Raw genomic sequence first — 17,429 nt, 5'->3', positions numbered from 1 at the left:
TGAAAAAGTGCGGCCGTAGAATGATCGGCGCGGATCCGACCACACTTGGGAAAGGCAGGGGACATGATGACAAATAAAAAAGCGATGTTGGCATTGGCCGTGACATGCATGGCGGCGTTGCCTGCGACGGCTGAAATCCTCGCCATGGTCAATTACGAGAGCAAGGCGCCCGAGTCATTGAAGTCGCTGAAAAGCCCCGTCGCGCCGCCGTCGCGCAAGGAGGGCATCGCCATCATCGATGTCGATCCGGAGTCGAAAAACTTCGGCAAGATCATGCGCGACATTGCCTTGCCGCCGGACCTGGTGGCGCACCATATTTTTTATAACCACGACATGAGCAAGGCCTACATCACGGCGCTGGGCAAGACGCAGCTGCGCGTGATGGACATGCGCCACAAGGACTTGCCGATCAAGGTGATCGAGGTGCCGACCTGCCAGGTGGGCGAGGACATCGTCTTTTCGGATGACCGCAAGCGCTGGTATTTGAGCTGCATGGGCTCGCAGGTGATGCTGGAAGGCGACGCCGTGCACGACAAGCCGGGGCGCACCGTCAAGCTGCCCGCGCCATATCCGCATGGCCTGGCCGTCCACGACGGCATCGACCGTACCTTGTTGACGAGCACCATCCGCCCCACGGACCTGGGCGATGCGGGGGAAGTGATCAGCGTGGTGGAAACGAGCACGGGCAAGGTGCTGGGTACGCACAAGCTGTCGAAGAAGCCGTCGCCGTCGGGCGAAGCGCCGGTGGAAGTGCTGTTCGTCCCGGGCAGCAATCCGCCCGTCGCGTATGTCGCCAATATGTACGGCGGCACCGTGTGGACGGCCACGTGGAATCCGACGACAAAGGATTTCGACACGGCCCAGGTGCATGACTTTGCCGAGCAAAAAGCGGGCGTGCCGCTGGAACTGTATTTCAACAAGGGCGCCACGCGCCTGTACCTGACGACGGCCAAGCCGGGCCACCTGCATATCTTCGACCTGACGGGCGGCATCGGCAAGCCACGGCTGGTGAAATCGATTCCCGCAGCCGAAGGCGCGCACCACGTGGCGTTCACCAGGGACGGCCGCTATGCCTTCGTGCAGAATGCGCTGCTCAACCTGCCGGGCATGAGCGATGGCAGCATCACCGTCATCGACATGAAAAAGGAGGCGGTGGCGGGCAGTGTCGATACCCTGAAAAACAAGGGCCTCAATCCGAACAGCATCGTGCTGCTGCCGAAGTGGAATGACTTCATGGGACATTGAAAGACGCATTCCGCTAGAATGAAAGGGCGCGGCCAGGCTCGTTGCCACAGGCCGCACCTTTGCAATGGCTGAACATGATATTCATCGACTTCCCCGCCTTGTCCGCGCTGGCCGCCGCGTCGGTACTGGTGACAAAAAAATGCAGCTGCTGCGCCGTTCCGCTCGACGCCTGGCAGCGCCTGCCCACTTCGCTGGAGCTGGACCGCTTCGAAGAAATCGGCACCCTGCGCGAAGACCCGTACGAGGAACCAACGTTCGCCGAGTACCACCCGCACGGCACGCGCTACGACAGCGTCGATGCGCCCATCGCGCCGCGCTACTATCCCGCGAACCTGAGCCAGGTGGCCCGCTGCCTGGACTGCGGCCGCCACTACCTGCGCTACAACGAGGCGGGCGGCTATTTCACGGAACTGCGCATCCGCGCGCTGCGCCCGGAATTGCTGGCCGACGCCGCGTAGTTACTGCTACAGGCTTTCCTTGACGTGCGCGATGCCGTGTTCATCGTAGATCGAGTACACGGCGGCGAGGATGTTTTCCAGCTCGGGCGAGCGGTCCCTATGCCGCATGCTGAATAAGATGGGCGAGAACGCGTGCTTGTCGTCGAGCTTGCGGTACACGACGTTCCGGTGATGCATGGCTTGCACGCTTTCGGGCACGATGGAAATGCCCTGGCCGGCCGCCACCAGTCCCATGGAAATCTGCAGCTCGCGCACTTCCGTGACGGGGCCGGGCGTGACGTTGCCTTCGCTGAACATGGCCAGCACCTGGTCGGCAAAGCTGGGACGGGGCGCTTTCGGATACACGAGCAGGGTTTCGTGGATCAGGTCAGTCAGGCGCAAGCCGCCTTCGCCCTTGGCCAGCCGGTGGCCGGGCGGCAGGGCCACCACCAGCCGCTCCTCGCGCAGCAGGATGCGGCGGATGCTGGGGTCTTCGCTTTTCAATCGCCCGAAGCCCACGTCGATGCGGCCTTCCTTCAGGGCCTTCAACTGCTGCACCGTCGTCATTTCATGCAAGGTCACGTCGACCTCGGGATGGCGCTCGCAAAAGCGGTGCACGATATCGGGCAATTCGCCATACAGGGTCGAGGCGACAAAGCCGATCGACAGCGTGCGTTCCAGCTTGCCCACGCGCTGCGTCATCGCCTGCAGGTCGCGCACCTGGTCGAGCAGGGGCCGCGCATGGGCGAGGAAAAACTCGCCCGCTTCCGTCAGCCGCAAGGGGCGCGAACCTTTTTCGATCAGCGCCACGCCCAGGGTTTCTTCCAGCTGCTGCATCTGGCGGCTCAGCGGCGGCTGCGCGATGTGCAGCCGCGCGGCGGCCCGCGTGAAGTTCCTTTCCTCTGCGACCGCTACGAAGTAGCGCAAGTGCCGTAATTCCATCTTCATACCTTTCAGGTATAGGTTTGATACCAACTCGGTGTTGGACGTGGGGAGATTCGGGGAATATCGTGTCACCACTCCACAGAATTATACGGAATAAATATGATTCAAAATATCGAGACCTACCTGGTCGATGTGCCTACCATCCGTCCGCACCGCATGTCGGTCGCCACCATGAATACGCAAACCCTGGTGCTGGTGCGGCTGCGCTGCGCCGACGGCATCACGGGCTGGGGCGAAGCGACCACCATCGGCGGCCTGGGCTACGGTGGCGAAAGCCCGGAAAGCATCAAGACGAATATCGATACCTATATCGCGCCGCTGCTGGTCGGCATGGAAGCGAGCGCAGTGGCCAAGGCCATGGCCAGGGTGCGCAAGCTTATCCAGGGCAACCGCTTCGCCAAGTGCGCGATCGAGACGGCGCTGCTGGACGCGCAGGCGCGCCGCCTGGGCGTGCCGCTGTCGGAACTGCTGGGCGGCCGCGTGCGCGATGCGCTGCCCGTGGCCTGGGTGCTGGCCAGCGGCGATACGGCGCGCGATATCGCCGAAGGCGAAAAAATGCTGGAACTGCGTCGCCACCGCATCTTCAAGCTGAAGATCGGCCTGCGTGACGTGATGGACGACGTGGCCCACGTGCTGGAGATCAAACGGGCGCTGGGCGAACGGGCCAGCGTGCGCGTCGACGTCAACCAGGCTTGGAGCGAGATGGACGCCATGCGCGGCATCGCCGCGCTGGAAGCGGGCGGCGTCGACCTGATCGAGCAACCCGTCAAGGCCGGCAACCGCGCCGCGCTGGCGCGCCTGAAACAGCGCTTCGACGTGGCCATCATGGCCGACGAAGCCTTGCATGGCCCCGCCGATGCGCTGGCCTTGGCGCAAGCCGATGCGGCCGACGTGTACGCCGTGAAAATCACCCAGTCGGGCGGCTTGCTGCCCGCGCTGGAAGTGGCCACTGTGGCGCGTCTGGCGGGCGTGGGCCTGTACGGCGGCACCATGCTCGAAGGCGGCGTCGGCACGGCCGCCACGGCCCACGTGTGTTCCACGTTCGCGGAACTGGCCTGGGGCACGGAGCTGTTCGGGCCTTTGCTGCTGACGCAGGAAGTCTTGCGCGAGCCGCTCGTCTACCGCGACTTCATGCTGCAAGTGCCGACGGGCCCGGGCCTGGGCGTCGAGATCGATATGGACAAGCTGCGCTCCATGCAGCGTCAATAAGGAGACACCATGTTATTCCATGTACGCATGAACGTGAACCTGCCGCTGAGCATGCCCGCCGAGCAGGCGGCGCAGCTCAAGCAGACGGAAAAGGAGCTGGCGCAGCGCCTGCAGCACGAGGGCAAGTGGCGCCACCTGTGGCGTATCGCCGGACAGTACGCCAACGTCAGCGTCTTCGACGTGGATAGCGTGGACGAGCTGCATAATTTGCTCACCTCGCTGCCGCTGTTTCCCCATATGCAGATCGACGTGATGCCGCTATGCCGCCATCCCTCGTCGGTGCGCGACGACGATTCCTGAGGAGACATGCCATGACGCAGATAGGCAACGACACTGTCGGGCAGACGTGCAAGGTGGACGGTATCGGCCTGCATTACCGCACGGATGGCGAGCGCGGCAAGCCTTGCCTGGTCCTGTCGAATTCCCTCGGCACGGATTTGTCCATGTGGGATGCGCAGGCGGCCGCGCTGGCCGGCGATTTTTTTGTCGTGCGCTACGACACGCGCGGCCATGGCCGGTCGGCCAGCGGCGGCGCGCCGTTCGGCATCGAGCGGCTGGGGCTGGACGTGGTGGCGCTGCTCGACCACCTCGATGTGGAGCGCGCCGCCTTCTGCGGCATTTCCATGGGCGGCTTGACGGGCCAGTGGCTGGGCATACACCAGCCGCGGCGTTTGACGCACCTCGTGCTGGCGAATACGGCGGCGCGCATCGGCGGCGCCGCGCCGTGGCAGCTGCGGTCGGAGCAAGTGCGCCGCGACGGCATGGCCGCAGTGGCCGAGAGCGCCGCCACGCGCTGGTTCACGCCGCAGTTCATCGAACGCGAAGCGGAGACGGTGGCGCGCCTGGCCGGCATTTTGCGGGGCCAGGATGCCGGCGGTTATGCGGCCTGTTGCGACGTGCTGGCCCAGACGGACTTGCACGATGCCGTGGGCACGATCGCCGTGCCGACATTGATCATCGCGGGCGAGCACGATCCCGTGACCACCATCGACGACGGGCGCTGGCTGCAGCAGCAGATCGCGGGTTCCCGCCTGGCCAGCCTGCCCGCCTCGCATATCTCGAACATCGAGGCGGCGGACATGTTTACGGCGCAGTTGCGGAATTTTTTATTGTAAGGCTTGCTGTATCGTATCGGTACGGCGGGAATGCGGCTTTCTCCTGAGCACCGCCGCCGGCTGGTCCGGCATGCGGCAGGGAAAGCTTTCTTGAAAAATAATAATAAGAAAAGCAGACTTGGAGTAGACGGATGGAAAACAGATTGATCATCATCGCCGCGGTCACGGTGGGCTATTTCGCCCTCATGTCGTACATTACCTATAGCGTGCGCAAGCATGCCAACAGCGCCGAGGGCATGACGGCGGGCGGGCGCAATTATCCCGCCTTCCTGATCGGGGCTCTCTTGTTGTCGGAATTCATCGGCAGTTCCGTCAGCATCGGCACGGCCCAGAAGGGCTATGAACTGGGCATTTCCGCCGCCTGGAATCTGGTGGCGCTGTCGCTGGGCTTTTTCCTGCTGGCCATCGTGCTGGTCAAAAAATACAAGGAAAGCGGGCAATCGACGATTTCCGGCATCCTCGCGCAAACGTATGGCGAGCCCGTGCGTTATGCGGCGTCCATCCTCACCATCGTTGCGCTGAGCATCGTTGCCGTGGCCTTGTACGCGAGCGGCGGCGCCGTGCTGGCGGCCGTGCTGCACATCAACAAAACGGTGGCCATTTTGCTGGTCGGCGCCATCACCGTGATCTATGTCAGCCTGGGCGGCATGCGCTCGGTCGTGTACACCAACTTTGCCCATTCCATCGTCAAGTACCTGGGCGTGATCCTGGCGCTGGCGTATGCGCTGGAAGCAACGGGCGGCATCGGCGAGTTGCAGGCGCAGCTGCCGGCCAAGATGTTCAACTGGGTCGAGATTGGCTGGGGCCAGATCATCGCCTGGATGATCGGCGGCATCGGTTCCATCTTTGCCACGCAATACGTGATCCAGGCCCTGGTCAGCACGGACAATCCGGCCGTGGCCAAGCGCGCCTGCTATTACGTGTCGTCGCTGATGATCCCGTTCGGCCTGATGGCGGCCCTGATCGGCATGTGCAGCGCCGTGCTGTATCCGGGCATGAAGTCGATCGACGCCTTCCCCACCATGATCGCCCACATGCCGGCCTTTTCCGCCAGCATCATGATCGTCGGCCTGGCCGGGGCCCTGTTCGGCGGCATTTCCGCCACCACCCTGGCATCGGCCACACTGGCCATGAAGGACTTTTATGACCCTTGGTACAACAAGGCGAAGAACGACGCGAAATCGCTGATGTTCCTGCGCATCGCCATCGTCGTGGCGGGATTGCTGCCGCTGGTGCTGGCGCTGTATGCGGAAAAACTGCTGATGATCGCCTTCCTCGGCAAGGCCCTGCGCGCCACCCTCGCCGTGCTGGTGCTGATGGCCTTCTATGCGCCTAAATTCGGCACGCCGCGCGGCGCCTTTGTCGGCGTGATCGTTTCCGTGATCGCCACCATCGGCTGGTTCCTGGCGGGCAATCCGTATGGCGTGGACAGTTCCTACCTGGCGCTGGCCGGCCCGCTGCTGACCATGGGCATCAGCCATGTGTTCAAGCCGGCGCAAGCGTTGGCGAAGCCTGCATCGTCGTCGCAGCGCTAGGTCAGACCAGTCCCGTCATGTAATAGATGGCAATGACGAGGAACACGGCCACCGTCTTGATGACGGTGATGCCGAAAATGTCGCGGTAGGACTGGCGGTGCGTAAGGCCAGTGACGGCCAGCAGGGTGATCACGGCGCCATTGTGCGGCAGGGTATCCATGCCGCCGCTGGCCATGGCCACCACGCGGTGCATGACTTCGAGCGGGATGTGCGCCTGCTGCGCGGCCTGGATAAAGCTGTCCGACATGGCTGCCAGCGCGATGCTCATGCCGCCCGAGGCCGAGCCCGTGATGCCGGCCAGGGTCGTGACGGACACGGCCGCGTTGACGAGCGGATCGGGCACGCTGCGCAAGGTGTTGCTGACGGCAAGAAAGCCGGGTAGGGCGGCGATGACGCCGCCGAAACCGTATTCTGACGCCGTATTCATGGCCGCCAGCAAGGCGCCGCCCACGGCCGCCTTGGTGCCTTCGGCAAAGGCGGCGCGAATGCGCCCGAAGGCCGTCACGCAGACGAGCAAAATTCCCAGCAACAAGGCGCCTTCCACGGCCCAGATACCCGTCACGGCGCCGATCGACGTCGACACGGGCGCATGCAAGCCGGGCAGGGCCTCGGCGGTGAGCACGTAGCTGGCGCCGTACCATTGGGGAATCAGCTTGGTCAGCGCAAAGTTGGCCACGCCCACCAGTACCAAAGGCGCCACCGACAGCAGCGGATGGGGCAGGTCGCCCACGCCGGCCGTGGCCTTGTCGGCCTCGGCCCCATAACCTTCGCCCGTCGCCATGACGGAGCGCCGGCGCCATTCGAGGAAAGCCAGTCCCATGATCACCGTCAGCACGGCGCCTATCGTGCCCAGCCACGGCGCGGCCCAGCCGGTCGTGTTGAAGAAGGTGGTCGGGATGATGTTCTGGATCTGCGGCGTGCCCGGTAACGTATCCATGGTGAAGGAAAACGCGCCCAGGGCGATGGCGCCCGGCATCAGCCGCTTGGGGATATTGCTCTGGCGGTACAGTTCGGCCGCAAACGGATAGACGGCAAACACCACGACGAACAGCGACACGCCGCCATAAGTCAACGCCGCGCACACGGCAACGATGACGGCATTCGCGCGCGAGCTGCCGATATAGCGAATGGCAGCCACGACGATGGACTGGGAAAAACCGGACAGCTCGATCAGCTTGCCGAACACGGCGCCAAGCAAAAAGACGGGGAAATACAGCTTGATAAAGCCCACCATCTTTTCCATGAAGATGCCGCTGAAGACGGCCGGCACGGCCGACGGATCGGTGAGCAGCACGGCACCGAGCGCGGCGACGGGCGCAAACAGGATCACGCTGTAGCCGCGATAGGCTGCCAGCATGAGGAAGGCCAGTGCGGCCAGAACTATCAGGAAAGACATCGGTCAGGCCCTTGCGCGAGAAGTGATCAAGATATTAATGATGAAATTAATAACATACTTCCCGACAAGCCGCCAACGCGCAGGTCAAGGTGCAAGCAATTCAAGCCGGCGCATGAGGGAAAAGGCTGGTCGGGGTGAGAGGATTCGAACCTCCGGCCTCTGCGTCCCGAACGCAGCGCTCTACCAGGCTGAGCCACACCCCGCTTTTCTTCATTACAGCAGATGGCCGGGCGGGTTTCAAGCGGCTGCATCAAGCCTGCTTATTTCTTTTCCTGCTGCGCCTTCTTGATTTCCGCCTCGCTCACTTTTTTCGCTGGCGCATTCGTCGCCGGCGAAGTCGGGGCCTTGCGGGTGGCGTTGGCTTGGGCCATGACGGCGGCGCAGTCCGTGTCCGGAGCCTTGTCGACGTTGACCAGCGGCAGCAGGGCGGCCAGCGGCGTGACGACGGTGGCCAGGGCCACGGCGGCGCCGGCTTTCAGGGCCAGCGGGCCTTTTTGCGGGCCTACGTCCGGGTTCTTGAACGTGCCTTTCGCGTACAGCGGCGTGCGCAAGGTGATGATGCGGGCACCCTTGGTACGGGGGCGTACGTCGAGGTCCAGGGTTTCGGTGGCCAGGTTGACGTTGCCCGTGACATTCACGACGGCCGTGTCCGTATCGAGCACGAAGCGGCGCACGTCGGCCTGGCCATTCGTCACGGCGAAGTCGCTTGCCAGGCAATTCAGGTGGACTTGCTTGTCGCCAAAGATTTTCACGAAGACGGCGTTGGCCAGGTTCAAGCCGGCCAGTTCCAGCATGAACTGGCTGACGGAACCTTCGCTGACGGTGGCTGCCAGTTCGCCATTCGCGCTGGCCAGCATGGCCGAGACAGAATTACCGTGGCCCGTCAGCGCCGCGTCGCCATACACTTCGCCGAAGCTCGCTTGCATCGATTGCAGCTTGGGAAACAGTTCGCGTATCTTGAGGTGGCGCGCCGCCACCTTGGCTTGTGCGGCGATGGTCTTTTGGCGGCCGTCGAGCGTGATGTTCGAGGTGATGTTGCCGCCGGCCATGCCGAAGTTGAGCGGCGTCAAACTCAGTACCTTGTCTTTCATGTGGATGTTGGCAACGATATCGTTGAGCGGGATATCGTGCGTGCGCACCAGTTTCTTGCCCGTGAATTTCACGTCGGCGTCGAGCGCATTCCATTTGGCTGTGTTGAACTGTTCCACGGGCAAGGCTTTGTTGTCGGGTTGCACGGGCGCCTTGCCGCGGGCCTGTTTCCGCACATTGCTGTCGGCGCCGATGGTGGGCCCCAGGTCTTCCAGGCGCAGCTGCTGCGACGTCACTTCGCCGCGCAGCAATGGACGGGGCTGGCGCGGCAAATATTGCAGGGTGCCGGCCAGGTCGCTCTGGCCCACCGTGCCCTTGAAATTCTGATAGGTCCAGTTCCAGGTGGCGCCGTCCTTCTTGCCCAGCAGGCGACCCTTGGTGGCGTAGTCCGGCGTTTCCGGCAGCAGCACGCCCGTCAGCGGGTACAGGTCGGCCATGCTGGCGCCGGCCAGGCTTAGCTTTAAGTCGATACCGGACAGCGAGCGCGGGTCCGTCAAGGTGCCATCGATGCTGGCCTTGTTTTTGCCCAGCACGGCATGCGCCTGCACGGGATAGACGGTGTTGTTGTCGGTCAATGACAGCACGGCGCCCGCCTTGCCGCCGCCCGTCACGGGCGCCTTGCGGTAGGTGCCGCCCAGGGTGAAGGCGATGCCGTATTTTTGTACGGGGACATTGCCTGGCGCGTCGCCCGGCGTGGCGTCGGGCGCCGTCGAGCTGACCTTGGCGTGCACGTCGAGGGCGATGCCCTCGTCCAGATAACGGATGACGCCGTCGCCGAAGGCCATGCGCTGGATTTCCACGTCCCATGCCGAAGGGCCGTTGTCCTTCAGGGTCCAGCTGTTGCTGCCGTCGGCGCGCCGCTGCAGGGCAATGTTGGGAGAGGTCAGCGCCAGGTCCGTCAACACCACGCGATGCTGCAACAGGGGCAGCGGGTGGATGGCCACGTCGATGCGTTTCGCGCTGGCCAGTTGCGGGCCGGCCGTCGCCCAGTCCGGGTTGCTCATGCGCACGTCCTGCGCGCTGATGACGGGGCGCGGCACGTAGCGGCGCCAGCCCGGTTCCGTCTTCAGCCCTTGCTGCCATTTCACCTGCAGATCGCCGCCGATGACGAAGCTGCGGCCCGTGCTTTCCGACACCTTTTCGTTGATGTAGGGGCGGGCGCGGTTCCAGTCGAAGGTCAGCACGAAGATGATGACGATGGCGATGAGGGCGAGCAGGGCGGCCAGGCTCCAGCCGAGGATTTTGAGCGGGGTTGAGCGTGTCATGGTAAGCCGATCGCAATGATTTTTTCATCAAGGTAGACCGATAGGCCATGACAGTCGGTGCGCTGGGTTACGTAAGACACCTCGGCAAGACACCTCGCTTGAAATGATTCAATAATTCGACTATTATTGAAATATGGAAAATGAAAACTCAATCGCGGCGCAAGCCGAGCCACTGACGAGCACGGCCGCCATCGCAGCGCTGGCTGCGCTGGCGCAGGAATCGCGGCTGGCCGTGTTCCGCCTGCTGGTGCAAGCGGGGCCGGAAGGCATGGCTGCGACGAAAATCGCCGAAGCGCTGGCGATTGCGCCATCGTCGCTGTCGTTTCACCTGAAAGAATTGGCGCACGCCAATCTGGTGACGGCGAACAAGGCGGGGCGCTCCATCATTTACGCCGCCAATTATGCGGGCATGAACGGCTTGCTGGCCTTCCTGACCGAAAACTGCTGTGCTGGCGCGCCTTGCTGCGTCAGCGAACCTACTAACTGAAGGACATCACGACATGACGATCACGATTTATCACAACACGGCGTGCGGCACGTCGCGCAATACCCTGGCCCTGATCCGCAACACGGGCGTCGAACCCGTCATCATCGATTACGTCAAGCACCCGCCTTCGCGCGAGGAATTGGTCGACCTGATCGCGCGCGCGGGCCTGTCCGTGCGCGCCGCCATGCGCGACAAGGGCGCCCTGTATGACGAGCTGGGCCTGGCCAATCCGGACTTGCCCGACGCGGCCCTGCTGGACGCTATGCAAGCCCATCCTATTTTGATCAACCGACCCATCGTCGTCACGCAACTGGGTGTGCGCCTGTGCCGGCCGTCGGAAAAGGTGCTGGAGATCCTGCCGCTGCCGCAGCAAGGGGCATTTGCCAAGGAAGATGGCCAGGCCGTGGTCGGCGCCGACGGCAAGCCGGTGAAATAAAAAAACGGCGCCAGTGGCGCCGTTTTGTATTGCATATAGTAAAACGTGATCAGTGATTGCGGTCCACGGCAAACGAGCACAGTTGCAGCATCGATTGCTTGTAGACGCTGTCCGGCCAGCCTGCGATGGCGTCGGCTGCGCGCTGGCCGGCGATTTCCGCCTGCTTGCGCGTGTAGTCGAGGGCGCCGCTGCTGGTGATGGCCGTCAGGACGGTATCGAAATGCTGTTCGTCACCTTGCTCTATGCAGCTGCGCACGAGTTCGCGCTGTTCCGGCGTACCGTTTTCCATCAGCCAGATCAGCGGCATCGTTGGTTTGCCTTCGCGCAGGTCGTCGCCCACGTTCTTGCCGATTTCGGCGGCGTCGCCTGCATAGTCGAGCACGTCGTCGATCAGCTGGAAAGCCGTGCCCAGCGAGCGGCCGTATTCGGCTGCCGCTTCGATATCGTCTTCGCTGGCGCCGGCGATCAGGGCGCCCAGTTGCGCCGACGCTTCGAACAGCTTGGCTGTCTTCGAGCGGATGACATTCAAATAGCTTTCCTGCGTCACGTCCGGATCGTGCATGTTCAGCAACTGCAGCACTTCGCCTTCGGCGATCACGTTGGTGGCGTCCGAGAGGATTTGCATGACGCGCATATTATTGAGCGACACCATCAGCTGGAACGAGCGCGAGTGCAGGAAGTCGCCCACCAGCACCGACGCGGCATTGCCGAACAGGGCATTGGCCGTCTGGCGTCCGCGGCGCATCGACGATTCGTCGACGACGTCGTCGTGCAGCAGGGTGGCGGTGTGGATGAATTCGACCACGGCGGCCAGTTCATGATGCGCCGTGCCGCGATAGGCGTGGGCATTGGCCACCAGCAAAATCAGCACGGGACGGATGCGTTTGCCGCCTGCGCTGATGATGTATTCAGCGATCTGGTTGATCAGAATTACATCGGAGTGCAACTTTTGGCGGATCACCGTATTGACTGCGTCCATATCGGCGGCAATCGTTTGCACGATGGTGTTTTGGTTAACGTGTTTGTTAGCGTCAGACAAGGCGAACCTGCATTAGATTGTGGGTGCCGCGATTATACGACAAGGCTTGCGCGTGCGTGACGTTTGCCTATGACTGTAGGGCAATTGATTGATCTTGTTGGCACTGGCGCGCGTTTTGCTGTCCGCCTGGCGCAAGCCTGACAGGATGGCCGGGTTGTCGACATACCACGATCATCGGCCTTTGTGAATAGTTTTTGACGCAATTTATCAGTCCGTGTATAATCGCTGGTTCCCCCTGTTGTGCATGGCTTGCTTTTCATGGCAGTGGGACAAATTCTTTCAACATTTGATGAGGTTTCAAATCATGTACGCGGTCATAAAAACCGGTGGCAAACAATACAAAGTTGTCGCTGGCGAAAAACTTAAAGTAGAACAGATACCGGCAGACATTGGTTCCGAAATCACCATCGATCAAGTTCTCGCAGTAGGCGCGGGCGACAGCATCAAGTTTGGTGCTCCATTGGTCGAAGGTGCAACGGTACTGGTTACGGTTGTGGCGCATGGTCGCCATGATAAGGTCAAAATTTTCAAGATGCGTCGTCGTAAGCACTACCAAAAGCATCAAGGCCATCGCCAGAATTTTACCGAAATCCAAATCGTTTCGATCAACGGCTAATCGCCGCTGTTTGAATTAATCAGCTATCAAGGAGTCTTAAATGGCACATAAAAAAGGCGGCGGCACAACGCGAAACGGCCGTGATTCAGAATCAAAACGTCTGGGCGTTAAAGTCTACGGCGGCCAAGCTATCAATGCTGGCGGCATCATCATTCGTCAACGCGGCACCCCAGTGCGCGCCGGCGAAGGCGTAGGCATGGGCAAGGACCACACATTGTTCGCGCTGATCGCGGGCAAAGTGAAGTTCGTTGTCAAAGGTGCTGGCTCGAAGCAATTCGTGACCGTTGTACCTAACGCAGCAGTACCAGCGTAATTCATCGCGGAGCCAGTTCGCTCCGCAATGATCGTATGATGTAAGGCGCAAGCCTTCAATCGAAAGGCTCTGCCCAAGGTAGAGCCTTTTTAGTTTTATGGCGGCAAAATTATGAAGTTTATCGACGAAGCAAAAATCGAAGTCATCGCGGGCGATGGCGGCAACGGCTGCGCCTCTTTCTGCCGTGAAAAATTCCGGCCTTTCGGCGGTCCCGATGGCGGCGATGGCGGCAAGGGCGGCACCATTTGGGCAGTCGCCGACCGCAATATCAACACGCTCGTCGATTTCCGCTTCTCCAAAATGCACAAGGCTCGCAATGGCGAGCCTGGCCGTGGCGCAGATTGCTATGGCAAGGGCGCCGATGACATCCACCTGCGCATGCCGGTCGGCACCTTGATCATCGACAACGCGAGCGGCGAAATCCTGGCCGATTTGACCGAACACGGCCAGACGGAAATGCTGGCCAAGGGCGGCGAAGGCGGCTGGGGCAATATCCATTTCAAGTCCTCGACCAACCGCGCACCGCGCCAAAAAGGCGAGGGCAAGGAAGGCGAACGCCGCGAACTGCGTCTGGAACTGAAAGTGCTGGCCGACGTTGGCCTGCTGGGCATGCCGAACGCCGGCAAGTCAACCTTCATTTCGGCCGTCTCGAACGCGCGTCCGAAAATTGCCGATTACCCATTTACCACCCTGCACCCGAACTTGGGCGTGGTGCGCGTGTCGCACGAGAAAAGCTTTGTGATCGCCGATATTCCCGGCTTGATCGAAGGCGCTTCCGAAGGCGCGGGCCTGGGCCATCAATTCCTGCGTCACTTGCAGCGCACGGGTCTGCTGTTGCACATCGTCGACCTGGCGCCGTTTGAAACCAACGTCGATCCTGTCAAGGAAGCCAAGGCGCTGGTCAAGGAATTGAAAAAGTACGACGAGTCGCTGGTCGACAAGCCGCGCTGGCTGGTGTTGAACAAGCTCGACATGGTGCCGGAAGAAGAGCGCAAGAAGATCGTCAAGGACTTCCTCAAGCGTTTCGCCTGGAAAGGTCCTGTTTTCGAGATCTCCGCGCTGAACCATCAAGGTTGCCCGGAACTGGTGAATGCGATTTACCAGCATCTGGAAGAAAAGAAACACAGCGAAAGCCGTGCCGAAGAAACGCAGATGACCGAAGAAGCACGTGGTATCTCGTCGATCGACCCGGATGATCCGCGTTTCAAGATCCTCGACTAAGGCTTTATCCTGATGTCGGTACAGATGGTCGCTGCCGCGCCCGCGCGCAAGCAAGCGTGGCAGCGCCGTGTATTGCATCTGATCGCGTATGCTTACGGGCTGAGCGCGGTCGCCTGTCTGCTGTTCGCCGATGACATGGCGGCCGGCATGGGCATCTTCCTCAATGGCGTCAATGGCTACAGCCAGTTCTACGCTACTCATGTCGGTGTCTGGGGCGCTACCGCGCTCCTGGCGCTGTTCGCGGCACGGCAGGGCGAACCGCCTGTCCTCGGCGATATCACTGCAATGTTGGTCCTGGCGCAGCCCGCCGGCCGTCTGTTCGCGGCCATCAGCTTCGGCTTGCCCCAGGGTTTTGTGTTGTTCATGTGCGCAATGGAGCTGACGGCGGGGCTGGCCTTGCTGCTGCTGCGTCCTGCGCGCTGACGTCTATTAAGTGAAGAGCGCCGCCCCATGGATTCCGTGATTCAAAAAGCTACCCGCATCATCATCAAAGTCGGCTCCTCGCTGGTCACCAACGATGGCCGCGGACTCGACCATGCCGCCATCGCGCGCTGGGCCGCGCAGATTTCCGGCTTGCGCGCCCTGGGCAAGGAAGTCGTGCTGGTCAGCTCCGGCGCCATCGCCGAAGGCATGCTGCGCCTCGGTTTCGAGCAGCGCCCCACCGATATCCACGAATTGCAGGCGTGCGCCGCCGTCGGCCAGATGGGCCTGGCGCAAATCTACGAAAGCAGTTTCCGCGCCCACAGCCTTGGCACGGCGCAAGTGCTGCTCACGCACGCCGACCTGGCCGACCGCGAACGCTACCTCAATGCCCGCTCCACCCTGACGACTTTGCTGCGCCTGGGCGTGGTGCCGATCATCAATGAAAACGATACCGTCGTCACCGATGAAATCAAGTTCGGCGACAACGATACCCTGGGCGCCCTGGTGGCCAACCTGATCGAAGCCGATGCGCTGGTCATCCTGACGGACCAGCACGGCCTGTTCTCGGCTGATCCGCGCAAGGACCCGAACGCTTATCTGATCACGCAAGGCATCGCTGGCGACCCTGCCCTCGAAGCGATGGCCGGCGGCGCCGGCAGCAGCCTGGGGCGTGGCGGCATGCTGACGAAAATCCTCGCCGCCAAGCGTGCCGCCAAGTCCGGCGCGCACACGATCATCGCCTGGGGCCGCGACAGCGACGTGCTCAGCCGCCTGGCTCAGGGCGAAGCGATCGGCACGGAGCTGCGGGCGCAAACGGGGCAATTGACGGCGCGCAAGCAGTGGATGGCCGATCATCTGCATACGGCTGGCGCCGTCGTGCTCGATGCGGGCGCCGTGCAAAAGCTGCGCCAGGAAGGCAAATCATTGTTGCCGATCGGCGTGACGGGCGTGAATGGCGAGTTCGGCCGCGGCGCCGTCATCACCTGCGTCGACGCGGACGGCGTGCCCGTGGCGCGCGGCCTGTCGAACTACACGAGCGGCGAAGCGCGCCGCATCATGCGCAAGCCTTCCACCGAGATCGAGGCGATTCTCGGCTACATGGAAGGCCACGAGCTGATCCACCGCGACAATATGGTGTTGCTGTAGGTCGGATTAGCGGAGCGTAATCCGACAACATTGTTGGCACGGACCGCGGTGTTGTCGGGTTACGCCCTGCGGGCTAACCCGACCTACGACGCAACGACATCGGCCCATTCGGGCCGTTTTTCTTTGCTTACACCACGGCCGGCATCGGCGACTTGTCCTTGTAATCGCACAGATCGGCGATCATGCAGTTCCAGCACTGCGGCTTGCGCGCCGTGCACGTGTAGCGGCCGTGCAGGATGAGCCAATGGTGGGCGTCGTGCAGGAATTCCTTGGGCACGAATTTGAGCAGCTTTTGCTCGACGATATCGACATTCTTGCCTGGCGCGATGCCGGTGCGGTTCGAGACGCGGAAGATATGCGTGTCGACGGCCATCGTTGGTTCGCCAAACGCCGTGTTCATGACCACGTTTGCCGTCTTGCGGCCCACGCCGGGCAAGGCTTCCAGCGAGGCGCGGTCGCGCGGCACTTCGCCACCGTGCTGCTCGAGCAGGATCTGGCAGGTGGCGATGACGTTCTTCGCCTTGGTGCGGAACAGGCCGATGGTGCGGATGTAGCTGGCCAGCTCGTCGACGCCGAGCGCCAGTATCTTGGCAGGCGTATTGGCGACCGGATACAGCAAGCGGGTCGCCTTGTTGACGGACACGTCCGTTGCCTGCGCCGACAGCAGCACGGCGATCAGCAGCTCGAACGGCGACGTGTATTCGAGTTCCGTTTTCGGGGATGGATTGGCGGCGCGGAAGCGCGTAAAGATTTCCAGGCGTTTGGCGGCGTTCATGCGTCTTTTTTGGGCGTGTTGGGGGCTGGCGGGGCGGTGTCCGGGCTGGCGGCAGCGGCCTTGGCGCGCGCGCGCTCCATGGCGGCGGCGATGATGGCGCGCTTGCGCTCCTTTTCTGCCTGTTCATCTGGCGTGACGGGTACTTCCTGCGTTACTTCCTGCATCTTGGCGACGGCCTTGGCGGCCAGGCGCGCGTCGTTGGCCTCGGCTTCGCGGCGCAGGCGCTGCGTGCGGAAATCGTGGCGCGCGCGCGCGTCGTCCGCTTCGGCCTGGCTCCAGGCATCCCAGCCCGTCGCGTCGCCGCTGACGGGGTACATGACGATGCAGTCGACGGGGCAGGGCGCCACGCACAGGTCGCAGCCCGTGCACAGGCTGGTGACCACCGTATGCATCTGCTTGGCGGCGCCGACGATGGCGTCCACGGGACAGGCCTGGATGCACAGGGTACAGCCGATACACAGCGATTCGTCGATATAGGCGACAGATCGCGGACGTTCGAGGCCGTTGACGGGATTGAGCGGAATGACTTTTTTGCCCAGCAAGCCGGCCAGGCGCGCGATGCCTTGCGCGCCGCCCGGTGGGCACTGGTTGATGTCGGCGCTGCCGGCGGCTATCGCTTCCGCATACGGGCGGCAGCCGTTGTAGCCGCATTTCGTGCATTGCGTTTGCGGCAGCAAGTCTTCGATCTGGTCGGCAAGTGAGGGAGAGGCGGGATGCGGCACGGTCATCTTCGATAC

19 protein-coding genes and 1 tRNA gene are annotated in these 17,429 nt (G+C 62.3%); 13 read left to right on the top strand and 7 right to left on the bottom strand.

The window, feature by feature from the left end; genetic code table 11:
* The first annotated feature begins 63 nt into the window (after positions 1 to 63).
* Both VM94_RS22970 and VM94_RS22965 read left to right on the top strand, forming a co-directional pair.
* Entirely contained in the window at positions 64 to 1,245 is a 1,182-nt protein-coding gene (locus VM94_RS22970; RefSeq protein WP_082127859.1) for a YncE family protein, read from the top strand.
* Between the two features lie 74 nt (positions 1,246 to 1,319).
* Complete coding sequence (locus tag VM94_RS22965) at positions 1,320 to 1,703, top strand: hypothetical protein (RefSeq protein ID WP_046685654.1); 384 nt, start codon at positions 1,320 to 1,322, stop codon at positions 1,701 to 1,703.
* A gap of 6 nt (positions 1,704 to 1,709) precedes the next feature.
* Here VM94_RS22965 and VM94_RS22960 read toward each other — a convergent pair whose 3' ends face one another.
* Positions 1,710 to 2,624, bottom strand: a complete 915-nt coding sequence (locus VM94_RS22960) for a LysR family transcriptional regulator (RefSeq protein ID WP_046685653.1) — start codon at positions 2,622 to 2,624, stop codon at positions 1,710 to 1,712.
* A gap of 102 nt (positions 2,625 to 2,726) precedes the next feature.
* Here VM94_RS22960 and VM94_RS22955 point away from each other — a divergent pair, with 102 nt between their 5' ends.
* The 4 genes from VM94_RS22955 to VM94_RS22940 all read left to right on the top strand — a co-directional run bounded on the left by VM94_RS22955 (position 2,727) and on the right by VM94_RS22940 (position 6,486).
* Entirely contained in the window at positions 2,727 to 3,836 is a 1,110-nt protein-coding gene (locus VM94_RS22955) for a muconate/chloromuconate family cycloisomerase (protein WP_046685453.1), read from the top strand.
* A 9-nt stretch (positions 3,837 to 3,845) separates the two neighbouring features.
* Positions 3,846 to 4,136, top strand: a complete 291-nt coding sequence (catC, locus tag VM94_RS22950) for a muconolactone Delta-isomerase (RefSeq protein ID WP_046685452.1) — start codon at positions 3,846 to 3,848, stop codon at positions 4,134 to 4,136.
* 11 nt (positions 4,137 to 4,147) lie between these two features.
* Positions 4,148 to 4,951: a 3-oxoadipate enol-lactonase gene (gene pcaD / locus VM94_RS22945; RefSeq protein WP_046685451.1), complete on the top strand. Its 804-nt coding sequence runs from the start codon at positions 4,148 to 4,150 to the stop codon at positions 4,949 to 4,951.
* Positions 4,952 to 5,082: 131 nt separating this feature from the next.
* Complete coding sequence (locus VM94_RS22940; protein WP_046685450.1) at positions 5,083 to 6,486, top strand: sodium:solute symporter family protein; 1,404 nt, start codon at positions 5,083 to 5,085, stop codon at positions 6,484 to 6,486.
* 1 nt (position 6,487) lies between these two features.
* On the opposite strand, the gene VM94_RS22935 is transcribed toward VM94_RS22940, so the two are convergent.
* The 3 genes from VM94_RS22935 to VM94_RS22925 all read right to left on the bottom strand — a co-directional run bounded on the left by VM94_RS22935 (position 6,488) and on the right by VM94_RS22925 (position 10,236).
* Positions 6,488 to 7,882 carry a GntP family permease gene (locus tag VM94_RS22935; protein ID WP_046685449.1) on the bottom strand — a complete coding sequence of 465 codons (1,395 nt, stop codon included), beginning with the start codon at positions 7,880 to 7,882 and terminating at the stop codon, positions 6,488 to 6,490.
* A gap of 126 nt (positions 7,883 to 8,008) precedes the next feature.
* Positions 8,009 to 8,085 (bottom strand) — tRNA-Pro (locus VM94_RS22930).
* A gap of 57 nt (positions 8,086 to 8,142) precedes the next feature.
* Positions 8,143 to 10,236 (bottom strand): AsmA family protein, encoded by a 2,094-nt coding sequence (locus VM94_RS22925; protein WP_046685448.1) that lies wholly within the window; start codon positions 10,234 to 10,236, stop codon positions 8,143 to 8,145.
* Positions 10,237 to 10,369: 133 nt separating this feature from the next.
* Here VM94_RS22925 and VM94_RS22920 point away from each other — a divergent pair, with 133 nt between their 5' ends.
* Together VM94_RS22920 and arsC are read left to right on the top strand one after the other, a co-directional pair.
* Positions 10,370 to 10,723, top strand: a complete 354-nt coding sequence (locus VM94_RS22920) for an ArsR/SmtB family transcription factor (RefSeq protein WP_185982103.1) — start codon at positions 10,370 to 10,372, stop codon at positions 10,721 to 10,723.
* Between the two features lie 13 nt (positions 10,724 to 10,736).
* On the top strand, positions 10,737 to 11,159 hold the full coding sequence (gene arsC, locus VM94_RS22915; RefSeq protein WP_046685447.1) for an arsenate reductase (glutaredoxin): 423 nt from the start codon (positions 10,737 to 10,739) through the stop codon (positions 11,157 to 11,159).
* 49 nt (positions 11,160 to 11,208) lie between these two features.
* On the opposite strand, the gene ispB is transcribed toward arsC, so the two are convergent.
* A complete protein-coding gene (ispB, locus tag VM94_RS22910) occupies positions 11,209 to 12,198 on the bottom strand; it encodes an octaprenyl diphosphate synthase (protein WP_034754644.1) in 990 nt (329 codons plus the stop codon).
* Between the two features lie 304 nt (positions 12,199 to 12,502).
* On the opposite strand from ispB, the gene rplU reads away from it, so the two are divergent.
* The 5 genes from rplU to proB all read left to right on the top strand — a co-directional run bounded on the left by rplU (position 12,503) and on the right by proB (position 15,917).
* A complete protein-coding gene (gene rplU / locus VM94_RS27960) occupies positions 12,503 to 12,814 on the top strand; it encodes a 50S ribosomal protein L21 (RefSeq protein ID WP_034754730.1) in 312 nt (103 codons plus the stop codon).
* A 40-nt stretch (positions 12,815 to 12,854) separates the two neighbouring features.
* Positions 12,855 to 13,127: a 50S ribosomal protein L27 gene (gene rpmA, locus VM94_RS22900; RefSeq protein ID WP_010395157.1), complete on the top strand. Its 273-nt coding sequence runs from the start codon at positions 12,855 to 12,857 to the stop codon at positions 13,125 to 13,127.
* A 111-nt stretch (positions 13,128 to 13,238) separates the two neighbouring features.
* Positions 13,239 to 14,348 carry a GTPase ObgE gene (gene obgE, locus VM94_RS22895; protein ID WP_034754647.1) on the top strand — a complete coding sequence of 370 codons (1,110 nt, stop codon included), beginning with the start codon at positions 13,239 to 13,241 and terminating at the stop codon, positions 14,346 to 14,348.
* A 12-nt stretch (positions 14,349 to 14,360) separates the two neighbouring features.
* On the top strand, positions 14,361 to 14,771 hold the full coding sequence (locus VM94_RS22890; RefSeq protein WP_046685446.1) for a hypothetical protein: 411 nt from the start codon (positions 14,361 to 14,363) through the stop codon (positions 14,769 to 14,771).
* A gap of 27 nt (positions 14,772 to 14,798) precedes the next feature.
* Complete coding sequence (gene proB / locus VM94_RS22885) at positions 14,799 to 15,917, top strand: glutamate 5-kinase (protein WP_046685445.1); 1,119 nt, start codon at positions 14,799 to 14,801, stop codon at positions 15,915 to 15,917.
* 127 nt (positions 15,918 to 16,044) lie between these two features.
* Here the strand turns inward: proB and nth are convergent, their stop codons facing one another.
* Entirely contained in the window at positions 16,045 to 16,692 is a 648-nt protein-coding gene (gene nth, locus VM94_RS22880; protein ID WP_046685444.1) for an endonuclease III, read from the bottom strand.
* Complete coding sequence (gene rsxB / locus VM94_RS22875) at positions 16,689 to 17,420, bottom strand: electron transport complex subunit RsxB (protein WP_046685443.1); 732 nt, start codon at positions 17,418 to 17,420, stop codon at positions 16,689 to 16,691. The genes nth and rsxB overlap by 4 nt, the downstream gene beginning before the upstream one ends.
* Positions 17,421 to 17,429 lie beyond the last annotated feature (9 nt).

Origin of the sequence: Janthinobacterium sp. KBS0711, from assembly GCF_000988085.1 — a bacterium.
GTDB lineage: Bacteria > Pseudomonadota > Gammaproteobacteria > Burkholderiales > Burkholderiaceae_D > Janthinobacterium > Janthinobacterium lividum_E.
This window is presented reverse-complemented; position numbering and strand designations above follow the sequence as displayed.

Excerpts from the sequence above, each read along its gene's own strand:
- rsxB (WP_046685443.1), bottom strand. The coding sequence starts at position 17,420 with ATGACCGTGCCGCATCCCGCCTCTCCCTCACTTGCCGACCAGATCGAA.
- nth (WP_046685444.1), bottom strand. The coding sequence starts at position 16,692 with ATGAACGCCGCCAAACGCCTGGAAATCTTTACGCGCTTCCGCGCCGCC.
- proB (WP_046685445.1), top strand. The coding sequence starts at position 14,799 with ATGGATTCCGTGATTCAAAAAGCTACCCGCATCATCATCAAAGTCGGC.
- VM94_RS22940 (WP_046685450.1), top strand. The coding sequence starts at position 5,083 with ATGGAAAACAGATTGATCATCATCGCCGCGGTCACGGTGGGCTATTTC.
- pcaD (WP_046685451.1), top strand. The coding sequence starts at position 4,148 with ATGACGCAGATAGGCAACGACACTGTCGGGCAGACGTGCAAGGTGGAC.
- VM94_RS22965 (WP_046685654.1), top strand. The coding sequence starts at position 1,320 with ATGATATTCATCGACTTCCCCGCCTTGTCCGCGCTGGCCGCCGCGTCG.
- VM94_RS22960 (WP_046685653.1), bottom strand. The coding sequence starts at position 2,624 with ATGGAATTACGGCACTTGCGCTACTTCGTAGCGGTCGCAGAGGAAAGG.
- VM94_RS22890 (WP_046685446.1), top strand. The coding sequence starts at position 14,361 with ATGTCGGTACAGATGGTCGCTGCCGCGCCCGCGCGCAAGCAAGCGTGG.
- VM94_RS22925 (WP_046685448.1), bottom strand. The coding sequence starts at position 10,236 with ATGACACGCTCAACCCCGCTCAAAATCCTCGGCTGGAGCCTGGCCGCC.
- VM94_RS22935 (WP_046685449.1), bottom strand. The coding sequence starts at position 7,882 with ATGTCTTTCCTGATAGTTCTGGCCGCACTGGCCTTCCTCATGCTGGCA.
- rplU (WP_034754730.1), top strand. The coding sequence starts at position 12,503 with ATGTACGCGGTCATAAAAACCGGTGGCAAACAATACAAAGTTGTCGCT.
- VM94_RS22970 (WP_082127859.1), top strand. The coding sequence starts at position 64 with ATGATGACAAATAAAAAAGCGATGTTGGCATTGGCCGTGACATGCATG.
- VM94_RS22920 (WP_185982103.1), top strand. The coding sequence starts at position 10,370 with ATGGAAAATGAAAACTCAATCGCGGCGCAAGCCGAGCCACTGACGAGC.
- rpmA (WP_010395157.1), top strand. The coding sequence starts at position 12,855 with ATGGCACATAAAAAAGGCGGCGGCACAACGCGAAACGGCCGTGATTCA.
- arsC (WP_046685447.1), top strand. The coding sequence starts at position 10,737 with ATGACGATCACGATTTATCACAACACGGCGTGCGGCACGTCGCGCAAT.
- catC (WP_046685452.1), top strand. The coding sequence starts at position 3,846 with ATGTTATTCCATGTACGCATGAACGTGAACCTGCCGCTGAGCATGCCC.
- obgE (WP_034754647.1), top strand. The coding sequence starts at position 13,239 with ATGAAGTTTATCGACGAAGCAAAAATCGAAGTCATCGCGGGCGATGGC.
- VM94_RS22955 (WP_046685453.1), top strand. The coding sequence starts at position 2,727 with ATGATTCAAAATATCGAGACCTACCTGGTCGATGTGCCTACCATCCGT.